The sequence below is a fragment of the Mucilaginibacter sp. genome, assembly GCF_028288185.1.
GTDB lineage: Bacteria > Bacteroidota > Bacteroidia > Sphingobacteriales > Sphingobacteriaceae > Mucilaginibacter.
Genome location: NZ_JAQBOF010000008.1, coordinates 1 through 15374, shown reverse-complemented (window position 1 = coordinate 15374; position 15374 = coordinate 1). Strand labels below are relative to the sequence as shown.

Here is a 15374-nt window from a genome sequence, read left to right as displayed (position 1 = left end):
CTAAGCCTCTATATCTTTCGATTTTTGATGTAATCCGTTTAGCATATTTGATCTCAGTTCCTCTCTTGGTAAAAATGGTGAAAGATCTTCCAGCGGAGGAGAGATTAATGTACCATCTTTTTGAATCGCCAATGATAATTTTGGCACAAATAATTGATAAGGATGCATAAAAACCTCACAAATTACCGGGCTTTCAGCTGCCTGAATTTCAGGTATCATTGTATCAAAATCTTCCCAGGTCCTGATACGGAAAGATGGTATTTTAAAAGCATCAGCCAATGCGCTAAAATCCGGGCACGATACACCCGATTTTTCATCAACTCCGGCTCTTCTGCCATTAAATAGTGCAGTTTGCGTATGCTTTATCATCAAATAACCATCATTATTAAATATAAACAATTTAATGGGTAATTTATAATGAACTATAGTTTGTAATTCCTGTAAGTTCATCATCATGCCGCCGTCACAATTAAGACATAACACTTCACCTTTTCCCCTAGCTACTGATGCGCCAATAGCGGCAGGTAAACCATATCCCATTTCGCCTAATCCTGTCGAAGTCATTAAGCGCTGCCCAGCTCTTATTTTCAAGGTTTGGTGACCCGAAAGCAGCGCAGTACCCATATCAGTAGTAATGATCTGATCAGGTTTTAAATGATCATTCAACTTATCCATGAACTTGTAAGAATTGATAAAACCGTCTTTATCCGGATGATCACTCTCATTAAACCATGGATACTTCTCTCTAAATGAGTCGCATAAGCTGATCCATTCATCATGTGTATATTCTGGAGTTGTCGGTGCGTGTTTTAATAATGATTGTATAAACACCTTTGCATCGGCATGTATGGTATATTTATACCTGTCTGTATATTTAGCCAACTCGTGCTGGTCAATATCGACCACCACTATGTCGGCTTCACGCGCAAGCTCATTAATTTCATATCCAATTTGTGATATTGCCATGCGTGTACCTATGCAAATCAATAAATCACAATTTTGTACTATAAAGTTGGCGCATCGTTGGCCATAGGTACCTGCCCTGCCATAAACTAATGGGTGATAAGAGTCTACCATATCTATACCTGCCCATGTAACCAACGCGGGTACATTATATTTTTCTATAAGATTTACGATAAGGCCTTGTCCGCCAGCTAATTTTATGCCGTGTCCCAGCCAAAATAATGGTCTTTTAGCTTCTTTTATTTTTTCGGCTAAAACACTTACTATATCTTCAAACCCAGTATTTTTTGTCGGAGTTGGTTTGTCCAATCCTTTAAAAGGAAGTAATTTACTATCGTCAATAACTGTCGACTGGATATTCATTGGCACATCTATCCAGCATGGCCCGGGACGCCCGTCGGTTGTAATAGCATATGCCTTTTCTAACTCCTGTTTTATATCTTCCGGACGTTCAACACGTGTTGCATATTTGGTTACCTTCTCAACCATTAAAGAGCTGTCATAACCTTGTACACCCCACATCCGTAAATCTTTATGTAGCGAAACAAATTTCGAATTTTCATTGCCCGATATAATTATTCCTGGGATAGAATCTGCCCACGCACTAACTACCCCTGTAACCCCATTGGTTGACCCCGCCCCGGTAGTTAAAATTACTGCGGTAACTTTACCGCTTGTGCGATAATAAGTTTGCATTGCCATACAGGCGGCTTGTTCATGATGTACACAAACAATCTCTGTAAAACCTTTTTTATATATTGAATCAAAGATATGCGCATTACCTGCACCAATAATTCCAAATACGTGTTTTATATTTTTCTCGGCCAAAAAGTCGGCTATGTAATCACTTATTTTCATTCAATTTTAGTATAACTTTCAATAGTTCTTTTAAATCCGGTTGCAGCGCTGGTGCGTGGCACCCAGTCCAAGGTTGATATTTTATCTATATCAGGAGTGTTTCTAAGCAGTTGACTTTTTAAATATGAGTTTGTGTCCGCTGCCTGAATTCTGATAACATTTAATTTCTTGGGTCCTAATTGGGCTATTATTTCTGCTAGTTCCATAATGCTGTATTCCTGATTTGGATTCCCAATGTTGTATGCTTCCCCGTTCTTCCCATCGAGCAGTACTGTAAAGAAGCCGATAGTTGCGTCTGTTAAATAACAAAAAGCCCTTCGTGCGCTTCCATCGCTTTTCAATTGAATATCGATACCTGCTATTGCATTTGATACAAAATCAGCATATACTCGGCCATCGCCTAAGTCCATACCAGGGCCATAAGTGTGAAAGGGCCTTACCGTCTTAGCCGGAACCTGATATTGATGATGATAACTTACACACATATTTTCGCCCATACGTTTACTTTCTCCGTAACATGCTCTAACCATCATCGGATCCAAATATCCGTAATAATTTTCTTTTACCGGGTTATGCTCATCATCAACCTGGCCATATACCTCGCCTGAGCTAAAGTATAAAAATGACTCTACCTGATTTTTACGTGCTAACTCAAGTAAATTCATTGTACCCAATATATTTGCGCTTAAAGTACCAACCGGATCAATGCCATAATATTTAGGACTGGCCTGACTAGCCGCATGTATTATATAGTCAATCTTGCTTTTTATAGTAATAGCATCGCACACATCTTGCGTAATAAATTCAAGGTTTTTATTATCAAGGTAGGCTTCAAATTTTAATTTGGCTTTTTCAATATTTCTAACCAATGCCAATACTTTTATATTAAGGTTGAGATTGATGCGATTTGCATATAATAATGCTTGAACCATATAAGCAGGTAAAAAACCGTTAGCACCAGTAATTAAAACAGTTTTATTAGCAAATAACTCCCACTTAATATGTGAGTTGTAAATTTCTTCTAAATCTTCAACAATAATTTTATTTTTTATCATTTAAGCTAAATCAAAGAAGTTTGCAATTTGATCAACAGTGAATTGGGCCATATTTTTTTCATCACTATAAAATTTTTTATACCAATCTATTGTAAAAGTAACAGCTTGGTATGCGTTCATTTTAGGATTCCAGTTTAGCTCGGTTATGGCTTTACTAATATCTAATTTCAACAAACCCGCCTCATGTGGCTGGCCGGTCATCTGATTTACATAATATTCGCCGCCGCCCCAGCCTTTTATAGCCATTTCAACCATTTTTGTTACCGGCAAAGCGTCATTAATGTCTGGGCCAAAATTGTAGGCCTGAGAATATTTAACCGGATCATTATATAACTTGCCGCCCAATAACAAATACCCAAACAGCGGCTCTAAAACATGTTGCCACGGTCTTACAGATGCGGGATTTCTAATTTCAATAACCTGACCTGCTGCCAACGCACTTGCAATATCTGGTATCAACCTGTTTTTAGACCAATCGCCGCCACCAATGACATTACCGGCGCGGCCAACCGCGATAGCTTTATTATGGGTTGCAAATGTATTTGTATTAAAAAATGAGTTACGATAAGAGTCGATAACCAACTCTGTACAAGCTTTACTGGCACTATAGGGATCATAGCCGCCTAACCGATCGTTCTCTTTATACGGATATTCCCATTCATTGTTATGGTAAACTTTATCGGTAGTAATTAAAACCGAAAAGCATGGCTTATCTAAAAACTTTACAGCATCTAACAAATTAGCGGTACCTATCGCGTTTATCTCAAAGGTTTCGGAAGGTATTTGATAAGATAGACGCACCAATGGTTGTGCAGCTAAATGAAATACAAAATCTGGTTGAAATGAAGTTACTGCCTCTTTAAGTTTTTCTCGATCACGCAGATCAGCAATAATTGATTGGCAAAGACTGTCACCACTAATAACATCGTAAAGGTTAGGTCCCTCTTCAGGTGCTAAAGCATATCCTTTAATATTGGCACCAAGCATCGATAATATCTGCAATAGCCAAGATCCTTTAAAACCTGTATGGCCGGTTATAAAAACTTTTTTTCCGGCGTATACTTTTTTCAGCTCGTCAAACATAACTACCAAATTTTCCAAGGGGCATTGCCACTACTCCAAATTTGTTCTAATTCAATCCTATCCCTAAGCGCATCCATAGGTTTCCAAAAGCCCCGATGTTTGTATGCCGATAATTGACCGTCATCTGCTATTTGCTTTAACGGTTGCTTTTCCCATTGTATATCATCAACCTCCCCTTCAAGATATTTAAAAATACCAGGTTCTAACACAAAAAAGCCACCATTAATCCACATACCATCCCCTTGTGGTTTTTCAACGAAATGCTGTACCCCGCCTTCTTCATCCATTTCAATGTTACCAAATCTTCCCGGAGCTTGTATACTAGTTAGGGTAGCCAGTTTGCCATGAGATTTATGAAACTTAACCAAATCATTAATATTAATATCGGCAACACCATCACCATAAGTTAACATAAATGTTTCACCATCAACATATTTTTGTATCCTTTTTATACGTCCAGCTGTATTGGTTGTTAATCCTGTATCGATTAAAGTCACCTTGAATGATTCTGAATTTGAAAAATGAACATCAACCTTGTTTTTCTCCATTTCAATAGTTACATCAGAATTGTACAAGTAATAATTTAAAAAATACTCTTTTATAGACTGAGCCTTATATCCAAGACAAAGCACAAAATCATTATATCCGTAGGTTTCATATATTTTCATGATATGCCATAAAATTGGCTTGCCCCCAATTTCCACCATAGGTTTAGGCCTGGCCTCTGTCTCTTCCATCAATCTAGTGCCTAAGCCCCCCGCTAGTAATACAACTTTCATTTTAATAATTGATTTTTTACAAATACTTTTATATCATCACTTAGAGGAAAACTACAACATAAAAGGCATTCATCAGCTTGAAATTCTGCAGGAAGACTATCTATCCCTATGGTTTTTATGCTGCCCCTTAGCAATGTTGCCTTACATAATAAACAACTACCAGTTTGGCAAGAATACGGTAAATCCAACATTGCATCAAGACTTGCCTCTAAAATGCTTTTACCTTTTGTTACTTCAATGGTTGATGTAAAATTATTCATTTTTATCTCAACATTTTGTGTGGCAATATTTTCAAATTCTTTTAAATCTCGAGTAACTTCAAAATCCTCTGAAAAAATATTTTCAACATTAACTCCGATAACTTTTAACACAGTTTTTACAGAGTCTTTTAATCCCCTTGGACCACATATATAATGTATGGTATCTGTAAAACCACCTTCAAGGCGCATAACGTCTAAAATTTTTTTTGCATCTATGCGTCCAAGAATTACATAAGGATTATTTTCATCAATTACTGGTTTGGTATGAAAATGCCATGTGGAAAAGTTGTTAGGATATAGTTTTTCAAGCTGCTTAATTTGTTCAGAGAAGATTGTTGTTTCAAAATTACGATTTCCATAAACAAGAGTAATGTGCTTAAAATCTTTTTCCTTTAAAGCATATTTAGTTATTGACATTAATGGAGTAATTCCGCTACCACTTCCCCAAAGTATTAAGTGTTTATCGTTTATATCCTTAAGTGTTTCTTGAAGAATAAAATCACCCATCGGTTCTATAACCTCCATCATATCTCCAACATTTACTTTATCTAGTATATGATTTGAAACAACGCCCCCTGGTACACGCTTTATTGTAATATTTAAGGTAGCATCAATACCCGGCGCTGAAGAAAATGAGTATGGCCTTGCATATTTACGGCCATTAATTCTTACAATTAATGTTATGTATTGTCCCGCTTTATATTTGATTTTTTTTAAGCCCGGCTGTTTAAAACAGATTGTGCAAGCATCATCTGTTTCCTTATATATCTGAATAATCTTTAATGTGTAAGTCAACATTGTTATGCCATTAATCTTTTGACAATTCTATCAATTGAAATAATTAACACTGTTAAAAATAATCCTAAAATCCCTCCAACTATAATGGCTTTTAATTTTCCTATTCTATTTTTTTCTAAGGGCAAAATAGGTCTATCAATCACCTGTATCAAAGGCGTCTCCTGTAATAAGGACATTTTAGCCATTTCCAAATTTTTAACCAATTCACTTAAAATAGCTGTATTAGCTTGCACATCCACTTGCCTGCGCTGAGATGGCACATGTAAGGTTTGCAATGATGGATTAGGATTTGGTGCAGCATCTATTGATGAAGCAACACCGGATATGGCTCCATTCAAGGCTCGTCGTACAGAATCTGTCTGCCGTTGCAATATAGCAACGTTTTTAGTTGATTTTTCTGTTTTTGTTTGCACATAAAAATCAGATACTACTTTGGCCAAAACTTCTGTAAAATATTTTGAAAATAGCTCATTAGTAGAGTTAACTTTAAGTGAAATTATACTTAGTTTTTTATCCAATTTATCTACAGTTAGATTATTTGTAACTAAAGTATTATGAAATACCCCCAATATACTATCCTGCTTTAAAGTAAATTTGGAACGATCAGCATCTGGTAAAAAATGTATATTTTCTTCCGGTTTACCTTTCCAACCTTCACGAAGCTTATTAAAGTCAATATAAAATTCAACAAGCGTTTCATTTTTACCATTAATAGGTATTGTTGTCAGCAGCGCCTTCTCTACCATCGAGCGCGACTTCATTAATTCTAATAAATTATCGCCCGAAAATTCACCTCCTGCTCCCCCACCGCCCAAATCTATTCCAAACTGACTTGCTAGGCCTAAAGCACTGCCAAGTCCACCCCCAGATTTCTCATCTTGTAATGCAAAACTTAGTTCAGCTTTATAAATAGGCTTTTTAAAAAAAGCGTATGTTAATCCTATCGCTCCACCTATTACACCTGCAATAAAAATAACAACCCATTTAGATAAAAGATATTTCCACCATTCCTGAATTTTCAGGATAAGTTCTTTTAAAGAAATTTCGTCATCAGATTGTTCTGCCATTGGCGTATTATCTTTCATCATTATAATGTCTTATTGGCGATAAGTGTCAAAATAATTGCTCCCAATGATACTATTCCTGTTGTTATTCCAACCAATTCCTGAGCAGATAATCCCTTCTTTTCGAGCTTTTTAGGTACATATATTTCACTGCCCGGTTTAACTCTGGGATGGATATTGAAAAACAAGAACTTGGATGTTGCTTTTACTGTCCCATTAGGGTAAACAACATAGGCTCCTCCTTTTAAAGCATTTGGCGAAAAGCCACCGGCGTTTAAAACATATCCTTTAAAGCCTTTACCATTATTATAAACCACAGCACTTGGGAAAAGCACTTCTCCATTTACCCTAACTATTTGTTGTTGTTTGGGCACCGTTAAAACATCGCCGTCTTCTAATATAAGATCCTCGCCAGTACCTGGATTTTTTAGTATCTTTTTTAAATTAATACCCACAAAATTATTGCGTATTTGATCATCGGTATTGGTAGAATCTTTATAGGTTTGTTGTAATCGTTTTAAACGATCTGCATGTTCTTTTTTTAAAGTGCTCGTGTCAATCTTGCTTTTATTTTTATCAATGCCTAATACTGCAGCATTATCACGCTTCAGACTACTACCATCCACATCAGCGGATGCTGTTAACCCACCGGCCCGGATAAGTATATCTGATATTTTTTCATTTTTCTTTTGAATCGTATATTCACCAGGATATATTACTTCTCCTTCTACTCTAACTGTCTTTTGGGTCTCGTACCCTGGTAGGCTAAAAATAGAAACTATATCAAATGGCTTAAGTACAAATCCCACGTCCCCTCCCTTCAAATCAGCCGAAACATTTATACTATATACTTGTGCTACAGAACTATTTGATGTATGCGGATCACCATTAAATATACGTCTTGAAACTTCAACACGTTCGGTGCTGGCTCCCTCTGCGAACCCACCCGCTCTAATAATAAGGTCTGCGACTTTCATGCTATCGGCATATGAAAATTCTCCCGGTCTTCTAACATCCCCTTTAATGGTAACTTTATACTGATCACGTAAGTCAAAAATAGATGAGATAGTTATTATATCTTCTCTTTGCAATATATAATCAGCTTCTGGTTTATTTGATATCGCATCTGCTACGTTAAAAGATATTTGCTCAATCGTATTGTCAGGCTTAAGTCTTACAATACTTCCACGGGCCGTAAAGGCATCTTCTTTTAAGCCACCGGCATTTTTTATGAGTTGTGATATTGTTAAACCTTTTTGCAATTCAAAATCACCAGGCCTAAACACTGCGCCTTTTATACTTATACGGTTTACATAACGCTCCAAAATTTTATCAACGGTATATTTATCTCCACGTAAAGGAATAGTGTTTTTATAATCACTTTCTAAAATATCAGCAACTTCGCGTTCCCTATCATTTACTCTTATAACTTTAATCCGAGCAGTATAAGCTTGATCAGTAAAGCCTCCGCTATAATTTATTAAATCTTGCAATGTTTCTCCGGGAAGGGTTTCAAATATCGCTGGAATTTTAACCTCTCCTTTTAAAGTTACATGTATGTTATAAGATGGTACAAGAATTATGTCCTGATCTTGTAAGGCTATATCGCTTTTGCGACTACCTTTTAATAAAAAATCATATAAATCAAGTGTACTCACTAACCGGCTGTTTCTTATTACTTGAATTTTCCGGAATGAGCCAATATCATTTGGCCCCCCTGCGGCTGATAACCCAACAAATGCACTTGCCAGCGAGGATAATGTATAAGTACCGGGTCTAACTACTTCTCCTTGTATAATTACTTTAATACTCCGTATATCGCCTAACGTAACAGTTACATTCGTTCCTTTATCAACAGCATAGTTATTAGCAGCTAGTTTGCTTTTTATGCTTTGCGTAGCTTGTTCTATAGTTCTACCTGCAACTTTAAGCATTCCAATACCAGGTAAATTAATATTTCCTTCAGGAGAAACGGCCAGATCCCAGTTGGCTAATGACTTACCATTAATACTAATATGTAGATGATCATCAGGTCCAACTACGTAATTTATTGGTGTTGCTATTTTTAAGTTTGGTTCAAATGTATTACCTGTGCTATTTCTAAAAAGCTCAGAACCAAATAGCTTCGGATCTGAATTCTTATTTAGGTCCATTTGAGCCTGCTGTCTTACCTGAATAGTGTCACTATTGCTTAATTGTCGCAATGAGGATTTATCGGAAAAGTTCTCTGTAGTGCTTTGTTTTTTTCGAATTTCTCCGATTCTCAGTTGCAAGCGTTGAATTTGCGCGGCAGACATATTTGAACTTTGTGCTTTTTGTAAAATTTGCTCATCACTTAGTCCAGATGCCTTAGCTTGAGTTATATACTGCAGTAATTGTTGATCTGAAAGTGCATCCAAATTAATGTTTTGTGGAAGGTTTTGTGCTGATATTGGGTTATATGCTAAAACGCATAAAAAGACAACCAGTATTGATAGAAATGCTTTTATATTATTCATTATATTATAATAATTGTAATAGTACAATTATATTAAATTACACGTGTTTCAATATGATAAAATGTTAACAAAAATAGTAAATTAAACCATTTAAATAAGTTAAAAATTCAATTTTACATCCTTATAATTAATGTTTTATAACATAGGTTATTTCAATAAGTTCAAAAAATCTTGATAAGCCAATTTAATTCCCTCCTTCAATTCAACCGTATGCTTCCAACCTTTACTATGTAACTTACTCACATCCATAAGCTTTCTTGGTGTTCCATCAGGTTTACTGGAATCAAATTTTATTTCGCCGGTATATCCTATAATTTCCTTAACCAATAATGCAAGATCTTTAATTGATAAATCTTCGCCGGTACCAACATTTACTAAACCCTCTTCGTCATAATTCTGCATCAGATAGTAACAGGCAGCTGCCAAATCATCAGCAAATAAAAATTCGCGTTTGGGTGTACCTGTACCCCAAATAGTCACATCTGCAAGATTTTGTTCTTTTGCTTCGTGAAATCTTCTGATCAAAGCAGGTAAAACGTGTGAATTTTGAGGATGATAATTGTCATTATATCCATAAAGGTTGGTTGGCATTACAGAAATGTAATTACAGCCATATTGAGCGCGGTATGCATCGCACATTTTTATACCGGCAATTTTGGCAATGGTATAAGGCTCATTAGTTTCTTCAAGTAAACCTGTTAATAAATATTCTTCTTTAAGTGGTTGCGGCGCAAATTTAGGATAAATACAACTTGAGCCCAAAAACATTAATTTCTTAACCCCGTTTACATACGATGAATGAATAACGTTGTTTTGAATCTGTAAATTATCATATAAAAACTCGGCTCTGTAAGTATTATTAGCTATAATTCCACCGACTTTTGCGGCAGCTAAAAATACATAGTCCGGTTTTTCACTTGCAAAAAAATCAGCAACTTGTTGCTGGCTGCGCAAGTCCAGATCTGCCGATACCCGTGTAATGATATTTGTAAACCCTTCTTTTTCCAGTTTACGATAAATGGCTGATCCAACCATACCCCTATGACCTGCAATATATATTTTTGAGTTTTTGTCCATTGTATAAATTGTTTGATTTTTAAAGTCGCTTTTTAAGGCTAAACTAATTTAAAATGCTTTTTCGTCACCTTTTATTACATTCCAAAAAGTAAGAAATATAATTTTAAGGTCAAGCAAAAACGACCAATTTTCTAAATACCATACATCAGCCTCTACACGTTGAAGCATGTCTTCGGTAGTTTTAGTTTCTCCTCTAAAGCCATTAATTTGCGCCCAACCGGTTATACCAGGCTTTAAAAAATGGCGCACCATAAATTTATCGACCAATTGTGAATATTGCTCTGTATGGCTTATCATGTGTGGCCTTGGGCCAACAACAGACATATTACCTATCAGTGTATTAAAAAACTGCGGAAATTCATCTAAACTTGTTTTACGTATAAATGCGCCGATAGGTGTTATACGTTTGTCGTTACGATCTGCTTGTTTCTTGTCTGCATCGTTATTAACCCGCATGCTTCTAAATTTATAGCATTTAAATGGCTTATTATCTTTCCCTGATCTAACCTGCACAAAAAATACCGGGCCCGGCGACTGTAGTTTTATTAAAATTGCCAAAATTGGAAAAAGCCAGCTAAACACAAAAATTATTATAAATAAAGAAAAAACCACATCGAATAAACGTTTAATCATCCGGTTTAACATATTCTCTAATGGCTCTGAGCGGACTGATATTATAGGTATGTGATCAAAATTTTGTACAAACATTGATCTTTTAGGGTTAATATAATATTCGGGTACTATTTTAAAACGTATTAAATGCTTGTCTGCGTCTGTCATTAACTGCTCTATCCTATCGGTTTGCGATATTGGTAATGCGCAAAATATTTCATCCACATCATTTTCAAGCACGTAATCAATACACTCATCAATACTACCTAAGTATAACCCTATAGCCGCTATGCGTGATGCCTTGTCATCAAAAAAACCTAATACTTTATAGCCGCTGTGCTTATTATGTTCAAAATATTCAAAAATATTCATCCCTATAGGGCCTGATCCAACAATAATAATATTCCTGGAATCCATTAATAAATTCCTTTTGCTTTTTCTGATAATCAGGAATATAAACTTCCATGATCCAACCAGGAAACCAAATAGTATAACCGAATAAAGTAAATACTCTCTGGTAATTAAATAGAAACTTGTGCCTATTATAATTATGATGAAGGATATTAAGGATACAAATAACAGATACGTTTTAAAAAAGCCCTGGTAGGTACGTATAGAATCTTTATTTAAAACACGTTCATATAAACCAGTAATATTTGTTGATAGTAACCAGATAAGGTTAAACATCATTATTATGGGCAAGTATTTACTGGTTGTTATTTGTAATCCGGGCCCATCAACTATTAAATAGGCTATAAACATGCTTATGTTTAACAACAAATAATCGATAAACAGATTGAGTATTTTAATAAACGCAGAATATCTGTAAACCATAATTATGCTTGCTATTATCCGTTAAGCTTGTTAATTTCATCTAATGTTGCTACTGCACTGCCAAATTTTGCTACCACAACTGCAGCTGCACTGTTTGCAAAATCGCAAGCGGCAGATATGGATAAATCATTAGCCAATGCAAAACCTAACGAAGCAATCACTGTATCACCAGCACCTGTAACATCAAAAACATCAAGTGCTTTAGTTGGCTTTTTTATCAACTTATTATCATTGTAAATAGCTATTCCATCTTCTGATAACGTAACAATTACTGTTTGGCAAGCTGTCGTATCTGCAATTTTTTTACACGCGGCTTCTAAAGAAGCATCATCAGTAATGTTTATACCCGATGCTAATGAAGCTTCTTTTCTGTTTGGCTTTACCAATGTAACTCCGTGATATTTTGACAAGTCTTTATCTTTTGAGTCTACAATGGTTGTAACCTTATTAGCATTACATAACTCAATTATATTTTTTACCAGATGGGTACTTAATACCCCTTTGCAATAATCAGATAGTATTACTACATCAAGTTCGGTTATCCTGGTCTTTAAAAAATCTAAAATCTCATCGGCAATAGTATCATTGCAGTAAATTTTGTCTTCTTTATCCAGTCTTATCAGTTGATGACGATTTACAACAATCCTGGTTTTTATAGTAGTACGGCGCTCATTATCCTTCGCCTGGTAATAAAAATCAGGTTTTATTTTTTCCAGTTCCTCTTTAACTATCTGGCTAGTATCATCATTACCGCTTATGCTAATTAAAGACCCGTCACAGCCAAAAGATTGCAAGTTTTTTAGCACATTGCCTGCTCCGCCTAAACTATATGTTTCTCCGGTTACATCAACAACCTGCACAGGTGCTTCCGGCGAAATACGATCACATGAACCATTAACATAATGATCCAGCATCATATCACCTATTACACAAATTTTTACTTTTTTATCTTGGGGAAATTTGAATAAAGGCATTATAATATGTTAGTAAAACAAATATCGTTAATTAAAGGCTAAAATATCCGTTGATTACGCCTGACCCATTGTACCTCCAAAATTCATCGGAAATGCAGATGGTTCCTGTTGTACTTTTATACGGCCATTTACCGCCTCAAACTTCTCAATATTATCTTCAAGCGCTGTTAGTAATCTTTTTGCGTGTTCTGGTGTAATAATTATGCGCGATTTAACTTTTGCCTTTGGTGTACCGGGCATTACACGGATAAAATCAAGCACAAACTCCTGGTTTGAGTGGGTTATAATTGCAAGGTTTGAATAAGTTCCTTCCGCAATTTCTTCAGAAAGTTCAATATTCAGCTGATTTTCGTTCTGTTCTTCCATAGTGCTAAAATAGCAAAAGCCTTCCGTTTTGCGGAAGGCTTGCTAATTATTATTTTGCTTATTAAATATTAAGCTTCTACTTCTTCAGCTTTTGAAGCCATTAAGCGGTCAAATTCTTCTTGAGAACCTACGCGGATATTTTCGTATTCGCGTAAACCTGTTCCTGAAGGAATAAGGTGACCAACAATAACGTTTTCTTTCAAGCCAAGCATGTTATCTTTCTTACCTGCAATTGCTGCTTCGTTAAGAACCTTGGTAGTTTCCTGGAACGATGCTGCTGATATGAATGATTTAGTACCTAATGATGCACGGGTAATACCTTGCAACATTGGGCTTGATGTAGCTGCTATAGCGTCACGCACTTCAACCAATTTTAAATCCTTACGTTTTAAAATTGAATTTTCGTCGCGTAATCTACGTACAGATAGTATTTGGCCTGCTTTTAGTGTCTCAGAATCTCCTGGCTCAACAACTACCTTTTTATCAAAGATATCGTCATTTTCCAGCATGAAATCCCAGCTATCAACAGCTTCTTTCTCTAAGAAACGGGTATCGCCCGCATCTTCAATAGCTACTTTCTGCATCATTTGGTGAACAATAACCTCAAAGTGTTTATCATTGATCTTCACACCTTGTAAACGGTAAACCTCTTGTATACCATTCACTAAGTATTCCTGTACCGCAGCCGGGCCTTTAATAGCCAGGATATCAGCAGGTGATATTGAACCATCAGATAGCGGCATACCAGCTTTCACAAAGTCATTATCCTGTACCAGGATGTGTTTAGACAATGGAACCAGGTATTTTTTAATCTGCCCGTCTTTTGATTCGATAGTGATCTCACGATTACCACGTTTAACGCCACCTAGTGTTACAACACCGTCAATCTCGGTAACTACAGCAGGGTTTGATGGGTTACGTGCTTCAAATAACTCTGTTACACGTGGTAAACCACCGGTGATATCTCTTGTTTTACCTGTTGAACGAGGTATTTTAGCGATGATCTGTCCTGTTTGTAATTTCTCGCCTTCATCAACTGCGATGTGGGCGCCTACCGGGATGTTATATCCTTTAATTACGTTTCCTTTATTATCGGCAACTTGTATAGCAGGGTTTTTCGTTTTATCCCTGGTATCAATAATTACCTTTTCGCGGTGACCGGTTTGCTCGTCAGATTCTTCACGGAAAGTGATACCCTCTAATACGGCTTCAAACTGTGTCACACCTGCAAATTCTGATATGATAACCGCGTTGTACGGATCCCATGAACAGATACGATCGCCTTTTTTAATTTTGCTACCGTCTTTAATGTATAGGTATGAACCGTAAGGGATGTTGTTGGTTACAATAATTTTATTGCTTCCTTCTTCAACAATACGGAACTCGCCCGAACGACCTAATACTACATCAACAGCACCTTCTTCGGCGGTTTGATAAGATACGGTACGTACATTTTCAAATTCAATTATACCATCAAATTTAGCGTTGATCTGAGACTCAGCAGCAATGTTCGATGCAGTACCACCCACGTGGAATGTACGTAACGTTAACTGTGTACCCGGCTCACCTATTGACTGTGCAGCAATTACACCAACAGCCTCGCCTTTTTGCACGCGTTTACCGCTTGCCAAGTTACGGCCGTAGCATAATGCACAAACACCACGTTTGCTTTCGCAAGTTAATACCGAACGTATCTCGATACCCTCTAATGGAGAGTTCTCAATAGTTTTACCTATCTCTTCAGTAATATCCTGACCGGCTGATACTAACAGATCGTTAGTAATAGGGTCAAACACATCGTGTAGAGATGTACGGCCTAAAATACGATCATATAATGGCTCAACAATATCCTCGTTATCTTTTAACGCAGTAGTGTATATACCTCTTAAAGTTCCGCAATCTACAGTACCAACAATCATATCTTGTGCCACGTCATGTAAACGACGGGTCAGGTAACCAGCATCCGCTGTTTTCAAAGCCGTATCGGCCAAACCTTTACGTGCACCGTGGGTAGATATAAAGTACTCTAATACAGACAAACCTTCTTTAAAATTTGAAAGAATAGGGTTTTCGATAATTTCACCACCTGAACCTGATTTTTGAGGTTTAGCCATCAAACCACGCATACCTGCAAGCTGACGAATCTGCTCTTT

General features: G+C 36.4%; 11 protein-coding genes and 1 pseudogene. All 12 read right to left on the bottom strand.

Going from position 1 to position 15374, the window contains the following annotated elements; all coding sequences use genetic code 11:
- Positions 1–1821, bottom strand: a complete 1821-nt coding sequence (locus JWQ34_RS02640; protein WP_299353494.1) for a thiamine pyrophosphate-binding protein — start codon at positions 1819–1821, stop codon at positions 1–3.
- Positions 1818–2876: an NAD-dependent epimerase/dehydratase family protein gene (locus JWQ34_RS02635; protein ID WP_299353491.1), complete on the bottom strand. Its 1059-nt coding sequence runs from the start codon at positions 2874–2876 to the stop codon at positions 1818–1820. Before JWQ34_RS02635 ends, JWQ34_RS02640 begins: the two co-directional genes overlap by 4 nt.
- On the bottom strand, positions 2877–3977 hold the full coding sequence (rfbG, locus tag JWQ34_RS02630; RefSeq protein WP_299353488.1) for a CDP-glucose 4,6-dehydratase: 1101 nt from the start codon (positions 3975–3977) through the stop codon (positions 2877–2879).
- Entirely contained in the window at positions 3962–4738 is a 777-nt protein-coding gene (rfbF, locus tag JWQ34_RS02625; protein ID WP_299353485.1) for a glucose-1-phosphate cytidylyltransferase, read from the bottom strand. The genes rfbG and rfbF overlap by 16 nt, the downstream gene beginning before the upstream one ends.
- Entirely contained in the window at positions 4735–5796 is a 1062-nt protein-coding gene (locus JWQ34_RS02620; RefSeq protein ID WP_299353482.1) for a ferredoxin--NADP reductase, read from the bottom strand. Before JWQ34_RS02620 ends, rfbF begins: the two co-directional genes overlap by 4 nt.
- A gap of 2 nt (positions 5797–5798) precedes the next feature.
- Positions 5799–6884, bottom strand: coding sequence for a Wzz/FepE/Etk N-terminal domain-containing protein (locus JWQ34_RS02615; RefSeq protein ID WP_367278585.1), 1086 nt, complete (start codon positions 6882–6884; stop codon positions 5799–5801).
- Positions 6884–9358 (bottom strand): SLBB domain-containing protein, encoded by a 2475-nt coding sequence (locus JWQ34_RS02610; RefSeq protein WP_299353479.1) that lies wholly within the window; start codon positions 9356–9358, stop codon positions 6884–6886. The genes JWQ34_RS02615 and JWQ34_RS02610 overlap by 1 nt, the downstream gene beginning before the upstream one ends.
- A gap of 147 nt (positions 9359–9505) precedes the next feature.
- Complete coding sequence (locus tag JWQ34_RS02605) at positions 9506–10435, bottom strand: GDP-L-fucose synthase (RefSeq protein WP_299353476.1); 930 nt, start codon at positions 10433–10435, stop codon at positions 9506–9508.
- Between the two features lie 48 nt (positions 10436–10483).
- A complete protein-coding gene (locus tag JWQ34_RS02600) occupies positions 10484–11881 on the bottom strand; it encodes an undecaprenyl-phosphate glucose phosphotransferase (RefSeq protein WP_299353473.1) in 1398 nt (465 codons plus the stop codon).
- A gap of 14 nt (positions 11882–11895) precedes the next feature.
- Positions 11896–12855 (bottom strand): bifunctional heptose 7-phosphate kinase/heptose 1-phosphate adenyltransferase, encoded by a 960-nt coding sequence (locus JWQ34_RS02595; RefSeq protein ID WP_299353470.1) that lies wholly within the window; start codon positions 12853–12855, stop codon positions 11896–11898.
- A gap of 54 nt (positions 12856–12909) precedes the next feature.
- A complete protein-coding gene (locus JWQ34_RS02590) occupies positions 12910–13221 on the bottom strand; it encodes a DUF3467 domain-containing protein (protein WP_299353466.1) in 312 nt (103 codons plus the stop codon).
- A gap of 68 nt (positions 13222–13289) precedes the next feature.
- Positions 13290–15374: pseudogene (locus tag JWQ34_RS02585) on the bottom strand (DNA-directed RNA polymerase subunit beta'); the annotation flags it as partial.

Coding starts and splice junctions, on each gene's coding strand:
- JWQ34_RS02620 (WP_299353482.1), bottom strand. CDS start 5,796: ATGTTGACTTACACATTAAAGATTATTCAGATATATAAGGAAACAGAT.
- JWQ34_RS02610 (WP_299353479.1), bottom strand. CDS start 9,358: ATGAATAATATAAAAGCATTTCTATCAATACTGGTTGTCTTTTTATGC.
- JWQ34_RS02640 (WP_299353494.1), bottom strand. CDS start 1,821: ATGAAAATAAGTGATTACATAGCCGACTTTTTGGCCGAGAAAAATATA.
- JWQ34_RS02590 (WP_299353466.1), bottom strand. CDS start 13,221: ATGGAAGAACAGAACGAAAATCAGCTGAATATTGAACTTTCTGAAGAA.
- JWQ34_RS02600 (WP_299353473.1), bottom strand. CDS start 11,881: ATGGTTTACAGATATTCTGCGTTTATTAAAATACTCAATCTGTTTATC.
- JWQ34_RS02615 (WP_367278585.1), bottom strand. CDS start 6,884: ATGATGAAAGATAATACGCCAATGGCAGAACAATCTGATGACGAAATT.
- JWQ34_RS02595 (WP_299353470.1), bottom strand. CDS start 12,855: ATGCCTTTATTCAAATTTCCCCAAGATAAAAAAGTAAAAATTTGTGTA.
- JWQ34_RS02635 (WP_299353491.1), bottom strand. CDS start 2,876: ATGATAAAAAATAAAATTATTGTTGAAGATTTAGAAGAAATTTACAAC.
- rfbF (WP_299353485.1), bottom strand. CDS start 4,738: ATGAAAGTTGTATTACTAGCGGGGGGCTTAGGCACTAGATTGATGGAA.
- JWQ34_RS02605 (WP_299353476.1), bottom strand. CDS start 10,435: ATGGACAAAAACTCAAAAATATATATTGCAGGTCATAGGGGTATGGTT.